The 20,808-nt window shown below is 65.6% G+C and carries 17 protein-coding genes; 14 read left to right on the forward strand and 3 right to left on the reverse strand.

What is annotated here, in order from left to right:
• Nucleotides 1-126 precede the first annotated feature (126 nt).
• Together QRN63_RS08670 and QRN63_RS08675 are read left to right on the forward strand one after the other, a co-directional pair.
• A complete protein-coding gene (locus tag QRN63_RS08670) occupies nt 127-1,128 on the forward strand; it encodes an alpha/beta fold hydrolase (protein WP_285030561.1) in 1,002 nt (333 codons plus the stop codon).
• Between the two features lie 53 nt (nt 1,129-1,181).
• Nucleotides 1,182-1,835: a hypothetical protein gene (locus tag QRN63_RS08675; RefSeq protein WP_285030427.1), complete on the forward strand. Its 654-nt coding sequence runs from the start codon at nt 1,182-1,184 to the stop codon at nt 1,833-1,835.
• 3 nt (nt 1,836-1,838) lie between these two features.
• Here the strand turns inward: QRN63_RS08675 and QRN63_RS08680 are convergent, their stop codons facing one another.
• Complete coding sequence (locus QRN63_RS08680; protein WP_267319742.1) at nt 1,839-2,981, reverse strand: acyl-CoA dehydrogenase family protein; 1,143 nt, start codon at nt 2,979-2,981, stop codon at nt 1,839-1,841.
• A gap of 93 nt (nt 2,982-3,074) precedes the next feature.
• On the opposite strand from QRN63_RS08680, the gene QRN63_RS08685 reads away from it, so the two are divergent.
• Together QRN63_RS08685 and QRN63_RS08690 are read left to right on the forward strand one after the other, a co-directional pair.
• Nucleotides 3,075-3,659 (forward strand): TetR/AcrR family transcriptional regulator, encoded by a 585-nt coding sequence (locus tag QRN63_RS08685; protein ID WP_267319741.1) that lies wholly within the window; start codon nt 3,075-3,077, stop codon nt 3,657-3,659.
• 92 nt (nt 3,660-3,751) lie between these two features.
• Nucleotides 3,752-4,897: a cellulase family glycosylhydrolase gene (locus QRN63_RS08690; protein WP_285030428.1), complete on the forward strand. Its 1,146-nt coding sequence runs from the start codon at nt 3,752-3,754 to the stop codon at nt 4,895-4,897.
• A 1-nt stretch (nt 4,898) separates the two neighbouring features.
• On the opposite strand, the gene QRN63_RS08695 is transcribed toward QRN63_RS08690, so the two are convergent.
• Nucleotides 4,899-6,149: a DUF445 domain-containing protein gene (locus QRN63_RS08695; RefSeq protein WP_285030429.1), complete on the reverse strand. Its 1,251-nt coding sequence runs from the start codon at nt 6,147-6,149 to the stop codon at nt 4,899-4,901.
• A gap of 214 nt (nt 6,150-6,363) precedes the next feature.
• Nucleotides 6,364-8,400 carry a PecA family PE domain-processing aspartic protease gene (locus QRN63_RS08700; RefSeq protein WP_285030430.1) on the reverse strand — a complete coding sequence of 679 codons (2,037 nt, stop codon included), beginning with the start codon at nt 8,398-8,400 and terminating at the stop codon, nt 6,364-6,366.
• 404 nt (nt 8,401-8,804) lie between these two features.
• On the opposite strand from QRN63_RS08700, the gene QRN63_RS08705 reads away from it, so the two are divergent.
• The 10 genes from QRN63_RS08705 to QRN63_RS08750 all read left to right on the forward strand — a co-directional run bounded on the left by QRN63_RS08705 (nt 8,805) and on the right by QRN63_RS08750 (nt 20,778).
• Nucleotides 8,805-10,769, forward strand: a complete 1,965-nt coding sequence (locus QRN63_RS08705; RefSeq protein ID WP_285030431.1) for a hypothetical protein — start codon at nt 8,805-8,807, stop codon at nt 10,767-10,769.
• 304 nt (nt 10,770-11,073) lie between these two features.
• Entirely contained in the window at nt 11,074-11,760 is a 687-nt protein-coding gene (locus QRN63_RS08710) for an MlaE family ABC transporter permease (RefSeq protein WP_350224441.1), read from the forward strand.
• Nucleotides 11,757-12,611 carry an ABC transporter permease gene (locus tag QRN63_RS08715; RefSeq protein WP_267319736.1) on the forward strand — a complete coding sequence of 285 codons (855 nt, stop codon included), beginning with the start codon at nt 11,757-11,759 and terminating at the stop codon, nt 12,609-12,611. Before QRN63_RS08710 ends, QRN63_RS08715 begins: the two co-directional genes overlap by 4 nt.
• 5 nt (nt 12,612-12,616) lie before the next feature.
• Nucleotides 12,617-13,927, forward strand: coding sequence for an MCE family protein (locus QRN63_RS08720; protein WP_285030433.1), 1,311 nt, complete (start codon nt 12,617-12,619; stop codon nt 13,925-13,927).
• Nucleotides 13,924-14,952: an MCE family protein gene (locus QRN63_RS08725; protein WP_285030434.1), complete on the forward strand. Its 1,029-nt coding sequence runs from the start codon at nt 13,924-13,926 to the stop codon at nt 14,950-14,952. The genes QRN63_RS08720 and QRN63_RS08725 overlap by 4 nt, the downstream gene beginning before the upstream one ends.
• Nucleotides 14,949-16,310, forward strand: a complete 1,362-nt coding sequence (locus QRN63_RS08730) for an MCE family protein (RefSeq protein WP_285030435.1) — start codon at nt 14,949-14,951, stop codon at nt 16,308-16,310. The genes QRN63_RS08725 and QRN63_RS08730 overlap by 4 nt, the downstream gene beginning before the upstream one ends.
• Nucleotides 16,311-16,312: 2 nt before the next feature.
• Nucleotides 16,313-17,635 (forward strand): MCE family protein, encoded by a 1,323-nt coding sequence (locus QRN63_RS08735; protein WP_285030436.1) that lies wholly within the window; start codon nt 16,313-16,315, stop codon nt 17,633-17,635.
• The gene (locus tag QRN63_RS08740; RefSeq protein ID WP_285030437.1) at nt 17,632-18,753 is read left to right on the forward strand and encodes a virulence factor Mce family protein; all 1,122 of its coding nucleotides are present in this window, start codon (nt 17,632-17,634) and stop codon (nt 18,751-18,753) included. The genes QRN63_RS08735 and QRN63_RS08740 overlap by 4 nt, the downstream gene beginning before the upstream one ends.
• 1 nt (nt 18,754) lies before the next feature.
• Nucleotides 18,755-20,233, forward strand: coding sequence for an MCE family protein (locus QRN63_RS08745; RefSeq protein ID WP_285030438.1), 1,479 nt, complete (start codon nt 18,755-18,757; stop codon nt 20,231-20,233).
• Entirely contained in the window at nt 20,203-20,778 is a 576-nt protein-coding gene (locus tag QRN63_RS08750) for an Rv1363c family protein (RefSeq protein WP_285030439.1), read from the forward strand. Before QRN63_RS08745 ends, QRN63_RS08750 begins: the two co-directional genes overlap by 31 nt.
• Nucleotides 20,779-20,808 lie beyond the last annotated feature (30 nt).

Raw genomic sequence — 20,808 nt, forward strand, 5'->3', positions numbered from 1 at the left:
ACGATGAGTGACCTCGGGTGAGATGGGTGCCGTACCCCGCGGTGGTGAATCGTGGGCAGCGAAACCGAGACGCTCTGGAAGGAACGACGAACCGTGACCGGCTTCAGCAGAAGGCAGTTCGGCTTGATGGCGACGGCAGCGGTCGGCGCCGCGTCGTTGGCGGCGTGCGGATCGTCGTCAGAACCGCATACGACCGAGAAGACGACACCGCCGCCCGCGCCGGTCCACAACCTGAGTGCGGTGAAGCAGGTTCGCGCCGGCGATCTCAACGTCGGCTACGTCGAGGCGGGACCGGCGGACGGCCAGCCGGTCATCCTGTTGCACGGCTGGCCTTACGACATCCACAGCTACGCGGACGTTTCCGCGTTGTTGGCCGATCAGGGCTACCGGGTCATCGTGCCGTATCTGCGGGGCTTCGGTTCAACCCGGTTCCTGGCCGACACCACGGTCCGTAATGGTCAGCAAGCTGCGTTGGCCACGGACGTCGTGGCCCTGATGGATGCGCTGAACATCCCGCGGGCGATCCTGGGCGGCTTCGACTGGGGCGGGCGCACGGCCAATGCTGCTGCGGCACTGTGGCCGCAGCGGGTAGCGGGTCTGGTTGCGGTCAGTGGGTACATCCTGGTCAATCTGGCGGCCAACCTGCAGCCGTTGGATCCGAACGCGGAGCTGGGTTGGTGGTACCAGTACTACTTCGCGACGCCGCGCGGAGAACTCGGCTATCGGAAGAACACCAAGGCGTTCAATCGGCTCATCTGGTCGCAGGCATCGCCACTGTGGCACTTCACCGATGCGGCATACGGACTGAGCGCCGGCGCGTTCGACAACCCCGACCACGTCGCCATCGTGATCCACAACTACCGGTGGCGGCTGAGTCTCGCGGCGGGCGAAAGTCGTTACGACGCAGACGAACAACGCCTGCAGGCCAAACCGCTGATCCATGTCCCCACCATCACGATCGCCAGTGACTTCGATGGTGCGGCCAAGGATGGCGCGGGATACCGCGCGATGTACACCGGGGCGTATGAGCACCGGATCCTCGATGGCATCGGTCACAACGTGCCGCAGGAGGCGCCCGCGCAATTCGCGAACGCGGTGGTTGACGTCAGCCGGATGCCGTCGCACTGACCACTCCGTAACAGATTGTCCGGCAGACTATTTGAGGAAAGGCTACGTTACCGATGTCGATCATCGACGCTCCGAACCGGACCGACCGGAGCCTGAGCGCACAGCTGACCGGCTGGCGGTTGACCTGGACGCTGGTTATCGCGATCGCCATCGGTACCACCGCGGTCGCGGTGACTGTGGGCGGCGTGGCCGGCGCGAACGAAGGCATCCGGATCACCGCACGGACGTCGGCAGTCTTGTTTCTGCTGGCCTTCACCGCCTCGGCGACCTATCGGTTGTGGCCCAACGACTTCACCACGTGGGTGCGTCGTAATCGGCGCTATCTCGGCGTCGCCTTTGCCGGTTCGCATCTGGTCCATGCCGGATTCATCATCGCGTCTGTGGTCCTGAGTAGTGCACGCTTCAAAGCCGGCGTGGAGCGCACCCCGGGAGGCGTGTACGTTCTCGACACGATTGCGTACGGTTTCCTCATCGCGATGACGATCACCTCGTTCGACCGGATCGCCAAGCGGATGCAGTATGCATCCTGGCGACGGCTCCATCTCACCGGCAGCTACGTGATCTGGTTGACGTTCTTCGTCGCCTACTGGCGCCGGGGGATCACCTACCCGCTGTTCTACGGCCCGTTCCTGCTCGTCGTCCTGGCGGCTTTGGTGATTCGCGCAGCGGGCAAGGTCAAGCGCAAGAATGCGCCGGCTGGAGCCTGACGACTACCGGCTCGCCAGGCTGCGACTGATCACCAGACGCTGAATCTGGTTGGTGCCCTCGAAGATCTGCATGATCTTGGCTTCGCGCATGAAGCGCTCCACGCGGTAGTCGCGGGTATAGCCGGCGCCGCCGAACACCTGGACCGCGTCGGTGGTGACCTTCATGGCGGCATCGGTGGCCACCAGTTTCGCGACCGAGGCGTTGCGGGAGTAGGGCAGCCCGGCGTCGCGCCGGCGGGCGGCATCCAGGTAGGTGGCCCGTGCCGAGTCGACCGCGGCGGCCATGTCGGCGAGCAGGAAGCCGAGTCCCTGGTGGTCGATGATCTTGCGGCCGAACGTCGTTCGCTCCTGGGCGTATGCCACTGCCTGATCCAGCGCGGACTGGGCCAGGCCGACGGCGACGGCGGCGACACCGAGCCGGCCGGCGTCGAGCGCGCTGAACGCGATCGGCAGGCCCTGGCCTTCGGCGCCGATGAGGCGCTCGGTTGGCAGGAACGCGTTGTCGTAGTGCGCGGACGTGGTGGGCACCGCGTGCAGGCCCATCTTCTCCTCGGGGCGGCCGAACGACAGGCCGGGCGAGTCCTTCGGCACCAGGAAGCACGAGATGCCTTGCGACCCTTCGCCGGTGCGCGCGAACAAGGTGTAGAAATCGGCAAGCCCGCCGTGGGTGATCCAGGCCTTCGAGCCGGTGACCCGGTACCCGCCGTCGGACGCGACGGCCTTGCAGGCCAGGGCCGCGGCGTCGGAACCGGCCTGCGGCTCGGAGAGGCTGTAGGCGCCGATCACGTTGCCGCTCAGCATTTCCGGCAGCCAGCGCTGCCGCTGCTCGTCAGTACCGAATGTCATCAACGGATGGCACGACAGGCTGTGCACGCTGACTGCGATTGCCACCGAGGCCCACCGGGCGGCGAGCTCCTCGAGTACCTGCAAGTACACCTCGTAAGGCTGGCCGCCGCCACCCCATTCCTCGGGGTACGGCAGGCTCAACAATCCGGCTTCGCCCAGGGTGGGGAACACCCCGTCGGGATACGTCTCGTCCTTCTCATGCTGGTCGACGATCGGGTCCAGCACCTTGTCCGCGATGTCGCGGGTGAGTTCGATCAGCGCGTGGGCTTCATCGTTGGGCAAGAGGCGATCAACAGGCACCGGGAACTCCACTAATACGTCGGACAGTACTGAGTTACCTGACACAGTACTGATTGAGTAGTACTGAGTAAAGGGCCGCAGTACTATGCGGGTGTGAGCACGCGCACGTCCCCGGCGTTCGGCACCCGCCGACGCACTGAGCTGTTCGACGCCCTGATCGCGCTGTTCCTCGACGAGGGGTTCGCCCACCTCACGCTCGACGACATTGCCGGGCGGCTGCGGTGCTCGAAGTCGACGCTCTACACGCTGGCCGGGAGCAAGGAGCAGCTGGTCCGCGCCGTGACCGTACAGTTCTTCCGGCAGGCGACAGACGAGGTGGAAGAGCTGGTGGCCGGTGTCGATGGCGCCCGGGCGCGAATCACGGCCTATCTGTCGGCGGTGGGGACCGTGCTGGATGCCGCGTCGGACCAGTTCATGATGGACCTGGATGCCTTCGCGCCGGCGCGCAGCGTCTACGAGAAGAACACCCAGATCGCGGCCCGTCGGGTCCAGGAGATGATCGCCGAGGGTGTCGGCAGCGGCGAATTCCGCGATGTGCATGCGTCTTTCGCGGCAGATCTGGCGTCGACCATGATGGTCCGCATCCAGCAGCGACGGGTCCGCGAGAGTACCGGACTCGACGATGCCAGCGCATATCGTGAGCTTGCGGCGATTCTCACCGCCGGTATCAACGCCTGATCCGAGTGCCTGACGTCACCGCCCGACATCGTGTTTGTTGCAACTCGATAAGAGCGCCCCAATTACCCGATCAAGATCAGTAGCCTCGTGCGGTGGACCGCAGAACCGCTCTCAAGGTGCCGCTGCTGCTGGCGGCGGGCTCTGCCATGGCCGGATTCTCTGGACCGGCTCCGGCGTCCGCGGCCGGGGCGCGCTGGACGCCCGAGCGGGCGAACAACTGGTACCAAGGGCAGGGCTGGCTGGTCGGCGGAAACTACATCACCTCCACCGCGGTCAACCAGCTCGAGATGTTCCAGGCCGGCACCTACGACCCCGGGCGCATCAAGGCCGAACTCGGCGCCGCCCGCTGGTTCGGCTTCAACACGGTTCGCGTGTTCCTGCACGATCTGCTGTGGGCGCAGGATCCGCAGGGCTTCGCGCAGCGGCTGTCGCAGTTCGTCAGCATCGCCGCGAGCAACGGCATCAAGCCGCTGTTCGTGTTCTTCGACTCGTGCTGGGACCCGCATCCGAAACTCGGCGTGCAGCGAGCCCCGACCCCGGGGGTGCACAACTCGGGCTGGGTGCAGAGCCCGGGCGCGGACCGGATCGCCGATCCGAATTACCGTGGGGTACTGCAGAATTACGTCGCCGGTGTGATCAATCTGTTCCGCAACGACAACCGCGTGCTCGGCTGGGATCTGTGGAACGAGCCCGACAACCCTGCGGCTGTCTACCGCAAGGTCGAGCGCAGCGACAAGATGAAAGTCGTTGCCGATCTGCTCCCGCAGGTGTTCGCGTGGGCGCGCGCCGTCGACCCCACACAGCCGCTGACAAGTGGTGTGTGGCAAGGAAGTTGGGCCAACCCTGCGCAGCGCAGCGCCATCGCGTCGATCCAGCTGGACAACTCAGACATCATCTCGTTCCACAGCTACGCCGAGCCGGCCGGCTTCTCGGCCCGGATCGATGAGCTTGCCCCGCTGGGCCGGCCCATCATCTGCACGGAGTACCTCGCCCGCAGCCAGGGCAGCACGGTCGAAGGCATTCTGCCAATAGCCAAGCAGCGCAACGTGGGTGCGTACAGCTGGGGGCTCGTGGCCGGCAAGACCCAGACCTACTTCCCGTGGGATTCCTGGGATCACCCGAACCCCGCGGAACCGAAGGTCTGGTTCAGCGATCTGCTGTACCCCAACGGGCGGGCCTTCCGCGACAGCGAAGTGCTCACCGTCCGGAAGCTGACCGGAACACCCGGCCAGACGTAGGTCAGTGCGCGAGCAGCAGGATGAGCTGTGCCTGCAGTTCGCCGAACAGGAAACCGAGGGCGGCGCCGAGCACGACCACGATCCACTCGTCATCCTTGAACGCCGGGCGCAGCAGGTTCTCGAACGCCAATGAGTCCAGCACCATCATCTTGCTGACCATCACGTTCTCCAGATCGAGGCGGTCCCGCATGTATCCCTCGATGTACGTGGATGTTTCGGGCAGCTTGTCGATGATCGAGTCGGTGATCTGCTTCTTCATGTCCACGTACTGGCGGCCGCCGACGGACTTGATGATCTTGCCGGTGAAGCCCATCTGCGTGTCGATTGTTGCGCTGATCTCGGTGGAGATCATGTCGAAGAACCGGTCCGACGACGGGCCGTTGAGCATGCTCTCCATGATGGCCTGGGGCGTGAAGATCTCCCGGGCCATGAGCGCCGCATAGCCCTCGACGACCTGCTTGCGTTCGCGCTGGAAGACGCCCTGCCACTTGATGCCGAGGAACACGTTCTTGCGCTCCAGCGGCCGGAAAATCATCTGCAGCGCAACGTAGTCGGTGAGACCACCGGTCAGCAGGCCGAACAGTGGCAGCGACCAGTGCCAGTTGGTGAGGCCGAACACCACGGCCTGCACCAGACCGATCAGGAAGCCGAAGAGCAGGCCGGACATGATGAGGAACTTGAACGCCGGCTTGCCGATGTCCTGGAAGACCGTGTTGAGCGTGACCTTGTCGCGCACCAGGTTGGTGACGACCATGTGCTTGATGTCGAAAATCTGGTCGACCTGGCCGCGCATCTTGTCGAACATCGCGGCCATCGCGACCGGGATGCGCTTTTCGACGTTCTTGACGACGACGTCCTTGAGCTGGTCCGGCGTCGCGCGCCAGAGCTGCGGCTGGAACGACATCATGATGGTGTCGACCATTTCCGCGGAGGTCTGCCGCAGTGGTTCGGCGAGTTCTTTGACCAACTCGTCGGGATCGATCTTGTCGAACATCTCCTCGGGTTTGAGGATCTCCGACGTCAGCGAATCCACCGCCACCGCAGCCATTTTCGGTGCGCGCTTGGGAATCTGGCCCTGCCAGCCGAGGTATGGCGGAATACCCTTGAACTCGACGGGATAGAACATCATCTTGAGGGCCATGATCTTGGTGATCCAGCCGACGAACGCCGCGCCCAACGGGATGGTGACGTACACCCACCAGGGGTAGGCGAACGCATTCGCCATGAGATTGTCCACCCGGCTGGCTCCCATCAGTCGTGTCCAGTGAATAGCTGGACTACGTTAACCGGCGACCACGTGCGAGAAGACTAACGGGCACGTCAGATTCGCAACGCGGGATCGCGTATTTTGTTAACCCCGCTCGAACTGCCTGATGACTAGGTATTGCGTGCGGAAATACCACACGACAGCCCTCCGCTGTCCCGGCGCGCAACGCGGCGAGACAGCGGGCGAATCCGGCTCGCGGCTACAGGTCGAAGACGGTCGATCCGTTTGCCGTGGAGTAGTCGATGTAGATGCGGTTGTGCAGGAACGGCATCGCGCCGGTGTTCATCAACTCGGCGTTGTAGGCGTCGGAGGTCACCACCGGCGTATACGACGACGTGGTGGTGTAGGTGTAGAGCAGCGTGCCGTTGCTGTCGTAAACGGAGATGACGGTGCCGACCGGCACATTGCTGCCCATGATGGTCGACGGCAGGGTGCCGGTGACGCCGCCGGAATCGATCAGCAGATTGATCGGAGTCTTCGACCCGTTGTTGATGCTGACGGATCCGATCACGTTCGGCGAACCCGACGTGGTGACGCGGGCCGGCAGGGGGTTGGGACCGAACTGCAGCGTCCGCCCGACCTCGTCGATGTAGATGCCGTTCTTCAGGGCGCTGGGCAAGCCGGTGGTGACCAGGCCGGGGCCGGGGCCCACCGCGTTGGTGCCGACACCGAGGACGCCCACGACGCCGTTGTTCTGCAGGAAATTGGCGAACGCGGTCTGCTGTGCCGGGTCGGTGATGATGTCGACCGAGACGGGCGCGGTGACGATGCCGCTCCCGAAGTCCACAGTGGTGTTGTAGGTGTTGTAGTTGTAGGTCAGCCCGCCGCTGTAGGCGCCGGTGCCGGTACCCACCGAATTGCCCAGGCCCGTCTGGCCGACGTTCTTGGCGTTGACCACCAGGCCGGACGATCCGGTATCCACCAGGACCTTGATCTTCGGCCCGCCGTTGACCGAGATGGTGACGATCGGCTCGACGCCCGCGTACATGGACAGCGGGACCGATGCGTAGATGCGGGCGTTGGTGGTGGCGTCGACGATGACGGCCTTGATGGCGGGGTTGGCCGCCCAGTAACGCGCCGTCTTCAGCGCGGTCACGGACTTGCCGATCAGCGCCTCGTTGGTCTTGAGCGCATTCAGATTCGTCGTGGTCGGGTTGGCCGCGTACGCGTCCATCAGAGTCTGCTGGTTGGCCTGGTAGGTCGTGAGATAGGTGGCCGCCATTCGCAACTCGTACCGGGAGTAGCCGTTGACCCAACTGGTGCCGAGGAGGGTGCGTGCGTCCGCGATTTCCGTCAGCGCGGTGTTGATGTAGTCGTCGGCGGGGGCGGTCTGGCCGGGCTGCCAAGTCTCTGTGGGTGCCGGTGTGAGAGTCGCCGAGGCACTGGTCTTTTCGGTGGTGGTGGCCAGTGCCGGCGTGATGCCGAGCAGCTTGCTCACGGTTTTGGTCGTGCCGACCACGGCACCGGCCAGGGATTCCTCCGTGGCCAGGGTGGCAGCCCCGAGTGCCTGGCCGACGGCGGCCAGCACGGAGAGCAGTCCGGAGACGTTGGCGGGAGCGCTGGGCGCCACGCTGCTGAGTGCCTTCGCGGTGGTGTTCGGTATGGAAGTGATTGCGGCCGTGGATGTCTCGGCTGCGGCGACGGTGACCGGGGTGGCGGCTGCCGGTGCCGGCGCCGATGCGGCGGCGGGCGTCGCGGCGGCCGGCGAGCTCGGCGCGTCTTTGGTCGCGGTGTCGGTGGCCGGCTTGACCGCGGCGGCGGTCTTCAGCGGATTCTTCGTCGACGGGTTGTTGGTCACCGCCTGGGCGGCGGCCGACGGAAGTTTCGCGACCGTCCCGGCGTTGGGCGCCGTGGCCGACCGGCCGGTGGTCTCCGTCTTCGTGCGGCGACTGCGGGTCGGCTTCGTGTCGCTGTCGTCGTCCGTGGTCGCGGCGGCCGGCGTATCGGTGTCCGACGCCTTGGCATCCGAGGTTTTGGTGTCCGACGTTTTGGTGGTCGCGGCATCGGCCGAAGCCGCGTCGTCCTTCTTCTTGTTCTTGGTGGGCTTCTGCGTGGGTGCCTTCTTGGGCTGCGCAGAAGTCGACGACGACGAGTCGGAGTCACCGGACGGGGCCGCGCTCGCGACTGCCGCGCTACCGAGCAACGCGGCGCTGACGCCGACGGCGGCGACTCCGGTGCCCAGCCACGTCGACACCGCCAGCTTCCGAGGTTGCGGGCGACGGTGTGCACCAGCCATTTCGGCTCCTCCATAGTCACGCCGCACGGCCATCGGACCCCGGCAGATCGACCGCTGCTGCGGCATTACCGCACTGCAGTCTGGCAGACGGGTGTCGTGCCGCAGTACAGACAGAAAATTAACAGTTGTGAACGACTGTCGCAGCGCTTCCGGCAAAGATTTTTGCCAACATCGTCAATAACTGCAGCGTGGCGAACAATGGCGATCCGCCGCCGGTAGGTGGTGCCGCCTTACGTCGTTGACGTGAGGCGGGTGAGGAGACTCCGGCAAATCGCCCACGGGTTACCATCCGCGGACGTAAATTTGCCTCGAGTGGTGATTACACCTTGCGACGGCGGCACTGTCCAAAGGGGGCGTTGGTGGCTGGATGGATCGGCAGACTCGGCTGCAGGGCAGTGCAGCGGGTGTTGACCGTATTGATTCCACTGGCGGTCGTCTGCGCATATGCCGCGCAGCTGGTACAGCCGGTCACCCACACCGCGGTGACGCCGACCGCCGAAATCGTCTCGGCGCCGTCGACCATCGGTATGGCCGACTCCAGCCTGTACGGCATGTCGAAGCAGGACATCGACACGACGCTGGACATGCTGCAGGCCATGGGCGTCCAGGACGTCCGGGTCTACATCCCGTGGGTGTACACGCAGCCGCTGCCCAACCAGTACAACTGGGCGCCGATCGACGACATCATGAATGCGGCCAAGGCCCGCAACATGGGCGTCCTCGCGATGGTCAACAGCACGCCGGTCTGGGCCGGGACGGCCGGGAACTTTCCCGGGGCCAAGACGCCGGACCCTGTCGCCTACGCGAATTTCATGACCCAGGTCGCGACCCGCTATGGGAAGACCATCTCGGCGTACGAAGTGTGGAACGAGGTCAACTGTGTCTGTTTCTATGACCCGATCTCCCCGTCGAGCTACGCCGACCTGTTGAAGGCGGCCTATCCGGCCATCAAGGCGGCTGATCCCTCGGCGACGGTCATCGCGGCGGGGCTCGGCAGCGTCTTCACCGTCAACGGAATCACCATGAATCCGGTGGACTACGTGAACGGGATGTATGCCGCGGGCGCCAAGGGCTACTTCGACGCGTTGGCCTTCCACCCGTACCAGGAGACGCTGAAGTTCAGCGACGGTGAGGGCGTGCCGCTCTCGCCGCTCACGCAGATCCAGAAGATCTACGACCTCATGGTGGCGAACGGTGATGGTGCCCTCAAGATCTGGATCACTGAGTACGGAGTCCCGACCAACAACGTCAGCGAGCACACGCAAGCCGAATTCATCAAGGACCTCATCGACAGCTGGCAGTCGATGTCCTTCGGCGGGCCGCTGTTCATCTACACCACGCGTGACGACCAGCCCGGCAGTGGCAAGTTCGGCGTCTTCTACGCGGACTGGATCCCGAAGGAGGCCGCGTTCGTCATCGCCCAGGAAATCCTGCGGCTCAACGGTGTCGGCGGCGTCGAGGGCATCGCAGCCCGGATCCTGGCCGCGGTGCGGCTGGCGGTGGGCGCGGTCGTGGACACCGTGGTCAAGATCGGGCAAGCCGTTGTGAAAGTCGCTGACGCAGCGTGGAATGCGTTTGTCGACGTCACAAAGGCGGTGACGCAAGCTGTGGTCAACACCGTCAAGTGGGTGGCGAATGCGGTGGTGCAGGGCGTGAAGTGGGTCGCCAACACCGCGGCCGACGTGACGAAGGCCGTGGTCGCGGGAATCTCGAATGTCATCCAGAAGATCGGCGACATCATCCGGCCGCCGGCATCGGTCGCCGCAGTGAACCCGACGGCCGCGCTGAAGGCCGTGGCCACCATGAAAGAGGTTGCCGCGGAACTGGACTCGCCGAAGGCGACCGTGGCGACGAAACAGGATCCGGCAGCCGGCACGAAAGTGGCACCGGTCAAGGGGACTGACGTCAAGGGCGCCGGCGAGAAGGAATCCGTGACGGAACCGGCCACAGAGCCCGCGAAGGAGCCCCAGGTGAAGCCGGTGGACGAGAAGTCCACGGAGCCAAAGAACCCCGCGAGTGTCGAGCCTGACGTGACTGCACCGGAATCGAAGACTTCGGAGGCGAAGGCTCCTGACGCCAAGGACGCTGCCAAGGCAGACCCCGACGACAAGAAACCTGCGAGCCAGAAGGACTCTGCGGCAGCTGCCAAGGATCAGCCGAAGGCCGATGCACCGAAGTCGTCCGATGCGCCCAAGCGCGGCATGGGCAAGAAGGCCGGGCAACAGCCGGCCGGCAGCGGCAAGCCGGCGGCCGGCACGGCAGGCGATGACAGCCCGAAGGACCAGTCGCCGCGCGGCAAGGCGCCGAAGCAGACGCCGGCGAAGAAGATCGCCACTTCTGCGGCGGCGTCGCAGGCGGACGGCGCCTGACGCCGTAACCAGGGCAATTGCGGGTAGGTTTTGGCTCAGTGCGATTCAATCCGGGTGAACCGAAGCAATTGCGTTGAGTCCACCTGCATCTTCGGTAATTGACGATCCCGACCGTCAATTCTTCTGCGTTGACAGCAAACTAGTGCGTTCCTAACGTCCGGGCCAAGCTCGACGACGGAACGACACTGGGAGGCAGCTTGTGGCGCAACCGCTCCAGTCGCCTTCGCGCGCCGCCGCGGCCTGGGCGCGCCCCGCTGTGGCAGTCGGCGATTTCATCGTCCTCGCCGGCGAGACATTCGCCGCCATGCTGCGTCCGCCCTATGCCCGGCGGGAACTGATCGAACAGATCTGGTTCGTCGCGCGGGTCTCCGTCGTCCCCACCGTCGTGCTGTCGATTCCGTACACCGTGCTGATCGTCTTCACGCTCAACATCGTGCTGATCGAGGTCGGCGCCGGTGACCTGTCCGGTGCCGGTGCGGCGCTGGCTTCGGTGACGCAGGTGGGGCCGGTCGTCACCGCGATCGTCGTGGCCGGTGCCGGTTCGACCGCGATGTGTGCCGACCTCGGCGCGCGAACCATCAGAGAAGAAATCGACGCCATGAAAGTCATTGGCGTCAACCCGATTCCGGCGCTGGTCGTGCCACGCGTCCTCGCCGCGACCTTCGTCGCCGCGATGCTGTATTCGATGGTCGCCGTCGTCGGCCTGGCCGGCAGCTACTTCTTCGTCGTCTATATCCAGCACGTCACCCCGGGCGCGTTCATCGCCGGCATGACGCTGCTGACCGGTCTGCCGCAGGTGATCGTCTCCCTGGTCAAGGCATTGCTGTTCGGCCTGTCGGCCGGATTGATCGCCTGCTACAAGGGCCTTTCGGTCGGTGGTGGCCCGACCGCCGTCGGCAACGCGGTCAACGAGACCGTCGTGTTCTCGTTCATGGCGCTGTTCCTGATCAACATCCTGGCAACCGCGTTCGGCGTGAAAGTGGCGCCATGACAACCGATGTGGATGTCGACCGTCCGTCACAGCTCAGCGAACTGGCCGACCATGCGATCGCGGCAACCCGCCGGCTGGGGGAGCAGACGGCCTTCTACGGCAGTGCCCTGGCCGCTACCGCGGATGCCGTCCGGCGTTATCCGGGCGAGGTGCTGCGGCTGATCGCGGTCATGGGCATGGGCACCGGCGCGCTCGCGGTCATCGGCGGCACAGTGGTCATCGTCGGGTTCCTCACCCTGTCCACCGGCGCGCTGATCGCGGTCCAGGGCTACAACACCCTGTCCAACGTCGGCATCGAGGCCCTGACGGGCTTTCTCGGAGCCTTCCTGAACGTGCGCTTCATCGCGCCGGCGACCGCCGGGGTGGCACTCGCCGCCACGATCGGGGCCGGGGCGACCGCGCAACTCGGCGCCATGCGCATCAACGAGGAGATCGACGCCCTGGAAGTGATGGGCATCCGCGTCGTCACGTACCTCGCGGCGACCCGGATCGTCGCCGGGGTGGTGGCTGTTGTCCCTATCTACACCGTCGCGGTGCTGATGTCCTTCCTGGCCACCCGGTTCGGGACGACGATGATCTACGGCCAGTCGCGGGGCGTCTACGACCACTACTTCACGACGTTCCTGCACCCCAACGACCTCGCCTGGTCCTTCTTCGAGGCGCTGGCCATGGCCGCCGCGGTGATGGCGGTGCACACCTACTACGGCTTCACCGCCACCGGCGGGCCGGCCGGTGTCGGCGAGGCCGTCGGCCGCGCGGTGCGCACCTCGATCACCGCCGGCGTGTTCATCCTGCTCACCATCACGCTGTCCGTCTACGGCCAGTCCGGCAACTTCCACCTCGCGGGCTGAACCGAATGGCAAAGGGGACAAACGGAACTCGGCGTGAGCAGATCGACCCGATCTGGTGGGCGCCTGTCCTGGTGATCATCGTCATCGTCATGACCGCCATGACGTGGCTGCTGTTCTCCGGATCGCTGCGGGGATTCGTGCCCCTGACGCTCGTGTCCGACCGGGCCGGTCTGGTGATGGAGGACGGCGCCAAGGTGAAACTCCGGGGCGTGCAGATCGGTGAGGTGGAATCGATCGGCAGCCGGACAGATACTGCGGGACACGTACTTTCGACGTTGAAGCTGCGGATGTACCCGGGGCCGTTCGCCCAGCTGCCGGCCAATGTCGAAGCGCAGATCCGCTCGAGTACCGCCTTCGGCGCCAAGTACGTCGAACTGAACGTGCCCTCGACCGGGCCCAGTGGGGGCCATCTTCGATCGGGTGCGGTGCTGCAGTCGCGGAACGTGACGGTCGAGGTCAACACCGTGTTCGAGAATCTGCAGTCGGTGGTGCAGGTGATCGACCCGACGAAGCTCAACTCGGTGCTCTCGGCGGTGGCCGAATCGTTGCGCGGCAAGGGCGATGTCATCGGCCAAGCCATCACCGATGCGAATCACGTCCTGCTGGAGGTGAATCCGCGCATGGACACCGTACGCAAGGACTGGCAGTTGTTCGGGCAGACCGCACAGGCGTATTCGGCCGCGGCGCAGGACATCGTGTCCATTCTGGATTCGTTCTCGACCACCGCCACCACGATCGCCGGACACTCGAAGGAACTGGACGGCCTGTTGTTGTCGGCGGTCGGCTTCTCGCAGGCGGGCATCGACACCATCGGGACCAACCAGACCGCCCTGGCCCGGGCGATGGAACTGCTGAGACCGACCACCGCGCTGCTCGACAAGTATTCGCCGACATACACGTGCCTGTTCCAGGGTGCGCAGTGGTTCCTGGAACACGGTGGCCGATATGCCATGGGCGGCAACGGCAAATCCGTGATCATGGACGCCGCGCTGCTGGCCGGTGCCGATCCCTACCGGTTCCCCGACAACCTGCCCGTCGTCAACGCCAGCGGCGGCCCCGGTGGCAAGCCGAGCTGCGGTTCACTGCCCGACGTCAGCAAGAACTTCCCGGTCAAATACCTGGTGACCGACACCGGCTACGGTGACGGACTGGATATGCGGCCCAACCCGGGCATCGGTTTCCCCGGTTTCGCCAACTACTTCCCGGTGACCAAGCCGCAGCCCGAACCGCCGCGGATTCGGTATCCGGGTGGCCCGGCGCCGGGGCTGCCCGGTGTCGAGATGGGCGAGCCCCAACCAGCTCCGGGGGCGCCGTGAGAAGCCGGATTCGTGGAACCGCCACCCGCGTCGTGATCTTCACCGTGGTCAGCCTGCTGTTCATGTTCGGGCTGCTGACGGTGTTCGGGCAGTTCCGTTTCGATTCGCGGACTTCGTACCAGGCGGTGTTCAGCAACGTTTCGGGGCTCAAGGGCGGCAACTTCGTCCGCATCGCGGGCGTGGAGGTCGGGAAGGTCAAGGGCCTTGATCTGCACCGGGACGGCACCGTCACCATCGACTTCGCGATCGACCGAAACCTGACGCTCACCGAAGGCACCACAGCGACCGTCCGCTACGAGAACCTGATCGGCGACCGCTACCTGGCACTCGACGAAGGTCCCGGGTCGGTGCGGAAACTCCTTCCGGGCCAGACGATCCCGCTGTCCCGGACGTCACCGGCGTTGGATGTCGACGCGCTCATCGGCGGCTTCCGCCCACTGTTCCGGGCACTCGATCCGGACCAGGTCAACGCGTTGAGCGGGGAGCTGCTCCGGGTGTTCCAGGGCCAGGGCGGCACCATCTCGTCTGTGCTGGCCCAGACCTCGGCACTGACGACCACTTTGGCAGGTCGCGACCAGCTCATCGGTGAGGTGATCACCAACCTGAACACCGTGCTGGGCACGTTCGCGGCGCGCGATACCCAGTTCGCCGACGGGCTGGACAAGCTCTCGCAGCTCGTTCAGGGGCTGGCCGACCGCAAATCGGACATCGCCACCGGGGTGGCGAACATCAACACCGCGACGCGCTCGGTCGCCGACCTGCTGGCCGTGGCCCGCGAGCCGATCAAACAGACTGTGCAGCAGACGGATCGGGTCTCGGGCCAGATCATGGCGGACCACGACTACGTCGACGAACTGGTGCGGACGCTGCCCGACGCCTACCAGATTCTCTCGCGCAACGGGCTGTACGGCGACTACTTCGGCTTCTACCTCTGCGACGCACTGCTCAAGCTCAACGGAAAAGGTGGCCAGCCCGTGTACGTCAAAGTGGCCGGCCAGGATTCGGGGCGGTGCACACCGAAATGACGCGCATCAAGCTCAACATCAAGCCGCTCGCCGAACGTAACCGGTTGGCGGTGGGCGCGACCGGCATCGCGCTGATCGTCGCCGTCGTCGTCGCCGCTTTCAGCTACGACAAGATCCCGTTCATCAAGGGGACGTCCGATTACCAGGCGTACTTCGCCGATGCCGGCGGTATCAAGACGGGTAGCGACGTGCGGGTGTCGGGACTGGGCGTCGGGCGGGTCTCGGGAATTCATCTTGAGGGCGCCAAGGTTCGGGTGGACTTCACGGTGCGTGACGATGTCGAGCTGGGCGACCGCACCGAGGCCGCGATCAAGACCGAGACGGTGCTGGGTACGAAGGTGCTCGAGCTGACGCCGCGTGGCGACCGAAATCTGTTCGGCCCCATCCCGATCGAACGCACCACGTCGCCGTACGACCTGCCGGCGGCGCTGGGTGACCTGACGACCACCATCAGCGGCCTGGATACGACGCAGCTGTCGTCGGCGCTCAAGACGCTGGCGCAGACGTTCCAGAACACCCCGCCCGACCTCAAGCTGGCACTGGAAGGCGTCGCGCGGTTCTCCGACACCCTCGGCACCCGCGACGCGAAGCTGCGTCAGCTGCTGACGGACGCGAACAAGGTGACCTCGGTGCTGGCCAAGCGCAGCGACCAGATCGCGCAGTTGGTGGTCGACACCGATGCGCTGCTGGGTGAGATTCTGTCGCAACGCAATTCGGTCGAGACGCTGATGGCAAATGTCAGCGCTGCCACGGTCCAGCTTTCCGGGCTGGTCAACGACAACCGGACACAACTCAAGCCGGCCGTCGACAAGCTCAACGGCGTCCTGGGGATCCTCGACAACCGCAAGAAGGAGCTGCAACGCACGCTCTATCTGCTGCGGCGGTACGCGATGTCGTTCGGTGAAGTGCTCGGTGCCGGACCGTTCTTCAAGGCGTCACTGGTCAACCTGTTCCCCGGTCAGTTCGATCAGCCGTTCGTCGACGCGGCGTTCTCCGACCTGGGACTGGACCCCAACGTACTGCTGCCGTCTCAGCTGACCGAGCCCGGAGCCGGCCAGCCCGGTACCCCGCCGCTGCCGTCGCCGTACCCGCGCACCGGTCAGGGCGGGCCGCCGAATCTCACACTGCCCGACGCGATCACGGGCAATCCCGGCGATCCGCGCTACCCGTACCGCGAGCCGCTCCCCGCGCCCGCGCCGGGCGGGCCGGCGCCCGGACCGCCGGCCCTGGCCCCGGCTCCAGGCGAAGTGCCCGCGCCGACCGTCCCGCACCCGACGCCGTTACCGCCGTCGAACCACTCGCCCAGCGGTTCGCCGGGTGTGGTTTCGGATCCGGTTTCCCCCGTGGGAGGGAGCTGACCATGTCCACTCCCGAAACCGCATCCCGCGTGGGCAGTCGCCGGACGTGGCGACTCGCCCTTGCGCTGAGTCTGGTTGTCATCCTGGCGGTTGCGGCCACCGGACTGGGCCGATCCTGGTGGGTTGCCGCTGTCCGCAGCACCTACGTCGCGTACTTCGCGAACACCAACGGCCTGTACACCGGCGACGACATCAGGATTCTGGGCGTCACCGTCGGCACGGTCGAGAAGATCGAACCGCAACCGCATGCCGCCAAGGTGACCTTCTCGGTGGACTCGCAATATGCGCTGCCCGCTGACGTCCGTGCGGCCATCTTGTCGCCGTCACTGGTCAGTGCGCGGGCGATCCAGTTGGTGCCCGCCTACACCAGCGGCCCCAAGCTCGCCGCGGGCGCCACCATCGCACTAGACCGCACCGTGGTGCCGGTGGAGTGGGACGACTTCCGCCAGCAACTCGAGAAGCTGACCGACTCGCTGCAGCCGACCAGCCCCGGCGGCCCCAGTGCGGTCGGCGAATTCATCAACAGTGCCGCAGACAACCTGCGCGGTCAGGGTGACACCGCCCGCGACACCGTGATCAAGCTGTCCCGCGCCATGTCGGCGCTCGGCGACCACAGCACGGACATCTTCAGCACCGTCCGCAACTTGCAGATGCTGGTGTCGGCGCTGTCGTCGAGCAGCGACCTGCTGGCGTCCTTCAACACCAACATGGCGTCCATCACCACCGCCTTGTCGAGCACGCCGAACAACATCGCCGACGCGACGCGCAACCTGGATACCGCGGTCAAGGACCTACGCGGGTTCATAGCGGAGAATCGCGAAGGGCTCGGCACCACCTTCGACCACCTCAACGCGATCACCACTGCGTTGAACGACAGCCGTACGGACCTCAAACAGGTCCTGCACATCGCGCCGACGGTGTTCCAGAACTTCACCAATATCTACGACCCTGCGCAGAGCGCCATCACCGGCATCCTGGCGCCGGTCAACTTCGCCGACACCGTGCAATTTCTCTGCGGCGCAATCCAGTCCGCGGCCCGGCAAGGTTTCGAGCAGTCCGCCAAGCTGTGCGTGCAGTACCTGGCGCCGATCATCAAGAACCGGCAGTACAACTTCCTGCCGATCGGCGGCAACCCGTTCGTCGGCGCGACGGCCCGGCCCAACGAGGTCACCTTCAGCGAGCCGCGGCTGCGGCCCGGCGGAGCGCCTGCGCAGGAGAACCCGGCGCCGCCTCCGCTTCCGGCCGAGGCACCCGCTGCGACGCCGACCGACCCGGGTCAGGGGCTGGCAGGCCTCATGGTCCCGCAGCAGGGGACGCAGCCGTGAAGCGCCTCGTGACCGCGACGCTCCTCATCGTCAGCATCCTGGTGCTGCCGGGATGCCAATGGCGGGGCCTGAATTCGCTGACGCTGCCCGGCACCGTCGGCGACGGGCCGGGCTCGTACACGATCCAGGCACAATTGCCCGACGTCGTGGTGATCCAACAGAACACCCGCGTGCGCGTCGGTGACGTCAACGTCGGCAACGTCACCAAGATCGAGGTGCAGGACTGGCATGCGCTGGTCACCATGCGGATCGACGGCGACGTCCACCTGCCCGCCAACAGCACCGCCAAGGTCGGACAGACCAGTCTGCTGGGATCGATGCACATCGAGCTCAGCCCGCCGACGGGCGAAGCGCCACAGGGACAGCTGACGGGCGGCGCGGTGATCCCGCTGTCCAGGGCGGCCACGTACCCCACCACCGAACAAGCCCTCGCGTCGGCGTCGATCCTGCTGAATGGTGGTGGCCTGGCCCAGCTGCAAGAGATCAACCAGACGTTCGCAAAGGCATTGGCCGGGCGCGAGAACGACATCCGCAGTCTGTTGACCCAGCTCGACACGTTCATCTCCCGCCTCAACGACCAGACCGACGACATCATCTCCGCCACAGAGCATTTGAACTCGTTGGTCGGTCAGGTCGCGGCGAACCAGCGCACGGTGGACAAGGCGCTCACCACGATTCCGCAGGCCTTGGCGGTGCTGGCCGCGCAGCGGGCGAAGCTGGCCGACGCGATCGACGCCGTCGGACGGTTCAGCGCGGTCGCGTCGTCGACGGTCGAGCAGACCAAGGAGAGCCTCGTCGCGAACCTGCGGAACATGGTGCCCGTCCTGCGGTCGCTGGCCGACTCGGGTCCGGCGCTGACGAAGGGTCTGGACTTCTTGTCGACCTACCCGTGGGTGAAAAGCAATCTCGGCAACTGGTTTCGGGGCGACTTCGCCAACATCACGATGATCATCGACCTGACGCTGAGCCGACTCGACAGCAGTCTGTTCACCGGAACCCGGTGGGAGGGCAACCTCACCGAACTGGAAATGCAGTGGGGCCGCACGATCGGTCAGATGCCCAGCCCGTATACCGCCGGCAACCCACTGATCGCTCCCTATCACTTCGGGGGGTACTGACATGCTGCGTCTGCGTTTGTCCCGGACAGTCTGGATCCAGCTGGCGATCCTCGGCGCTGTCACCGTGATCGCCTGCAGCGTCATGGCATTCGGCTTCGTGCACGTGCCGGCGCTGCTCGGGTACGGCCGCTACACCGTGACGGTGGAGCTACCCGAATCCGGCGGGCTGTATCCGACGTCGGTGGTCACCTATCGCGGCACCGAGGTCGGTCGGGTCAAGACGGTCGATGTCACCGCGAGCGGGGTTCGTGCGGAGCTGAATCTCGACTCATCCATCAAGGTGCCGGCCGATGTGTCGGCCGCGGTCCACAGCCGCTCGGCGGTCGGTGAGCAGTTTGTCGAATTGATCCCTGCCGCAGGGCAATCCGATGCCGGTCCGGCCTTGCGTGGCGGCTCGACCATCCCGATGGTCAAGGTGCGGATTCCGCCGGATATCGGCAACCTGCTCGACGCCACCAACCGAGCGCTCGAAGCCATCCCGCAGGACAACCTGCGCACTGTCGTCGACGAAGCGGACAAAGCGGTCAGCGGCCTCGGACCCGAGTTGTCCCGCATCGTCAACGGCTCCACGTCGTTGGCCATCGAGGCCGGTAAGAACGTCGGCCCGATCACGCAGCTGATCGACCAGAGTCCACCGGTACTGAATTCCCAAGTGCAGACCGCGGATTCGATCGCGATATGGGCGCAGCGGCTGGCGTCCATCACCGGCCAGTTCAAGACCCGGGACGCGGCATTCGCCGAGTTGCTCAAACTCGGACAGCCGACCCTGGAGGAGAGCCGCGCCCTGTTCAACAGGTTCGCCCCCGCGCTGCCGGTCCTGCTGGCCAACATGGTGAGCCTCGGTGAGATCGCGGTCGTCTACCGGCACGACATCGAACAACTGCTCGTGCTGTTTCCGCAGGGCACCGCGTTGATGTCGGCGATCGCGCTCGCCGACTCGGACCTCAAAACCCCCTATCGGGGTATCTATCTGGACTTCAAACTGAATATGAATCTGCCGCCGCCGTGCAACACCGGCTTCCTGCCGGTCAAACAGCAGAGGATACCCTCCGAGGTGGACTATCCCGAGCGGCCCGCCGGTGAGCTGTACTGCCGGGTTCCGCAGGATTCCGACCTGAATGTTCGTGGCGTACGCAATATTCCGTGCGAGAACAACCCCTCCAAGCGGGCCCCGACAGTGGAACTCTGCGAAAGCAATGAGCAGTATGTGCCGCTCAACGACGGCTACATCTGGAAGGGCGATCCCAACGCCACGCTCACGGGGCAGGGGGTCCCGCAGTACGCGCCGGGCACCGATCCGCGACAGCGGCCCAGTGCCGCACCCGGGCCCGCGCCACCGGCGCCCCCGGTGGCCTTGGTGCCCTACGACCCCGCGACCGGCGCCTACGTGGGTCCCGACGGCAAGCCGTACACCGACTCCGACCTGGCCGCCACCACGAAAGGCAAGACATGGCAGAGCATGCTGACCCCGAGCAGCTAGACACCGCCGACGAAGTCGGCGAGAGCGCTGTCGAGGCACCGAAACCGTCGCTCCGGCAGCGGTTGCCGCGGATCTCGCCGGTGGTGGCAGCCGGCCTGGTGCTGGTCGTCGCCGGTGGTGCCCTGGCGGGCTGGCTGGGTTTTCGCGCGCACCAGGCCGAACAGGGACAAGCACTGCGGAACCTGTACGTGCAGACTGCCCGCCAGGCTGCGCTGAACCTGACCACGATCAGCTACACCGAGGCAGACACCGACATCCGCCGGGTACTGGATTCGTCGACCGGGGCGTTCCGCGACGACTTCCAGCGCCGATCCGAGCCGTTCGTCGCCGTGGTGAAGCAGGCCCGGTCGAAATCCGAGGGCACCGTCACCGAAGCCGGGCTCGAGTCGGTGAATGGTGATGGGGCACAGGTGCTTCTCGCGGTTTCGGTGCGGACGTCGTTGGCCGAGGCGCCTGCCGGTCCACCACGGAACTGGCGCATGCGGATCAGCGTCGCCAAGGACGGCGCGAGCGCCAGGATCTCCAACGTCCAGTTCGTGTCATGAGCAGATCGGACGGTCGCGACAACATGAAGG

Source organism: Mycolicibacterium sp. lyk4-40-TYG-92, assembly GCF_030209435.1.
In the GTDB taxonomy this organism is placed as follows: domain Bacteria; phylum Actinomycetota; class Actinomycetes; order Mycobacteriales; family Mycobacteriaceae; genus Mycobacterium.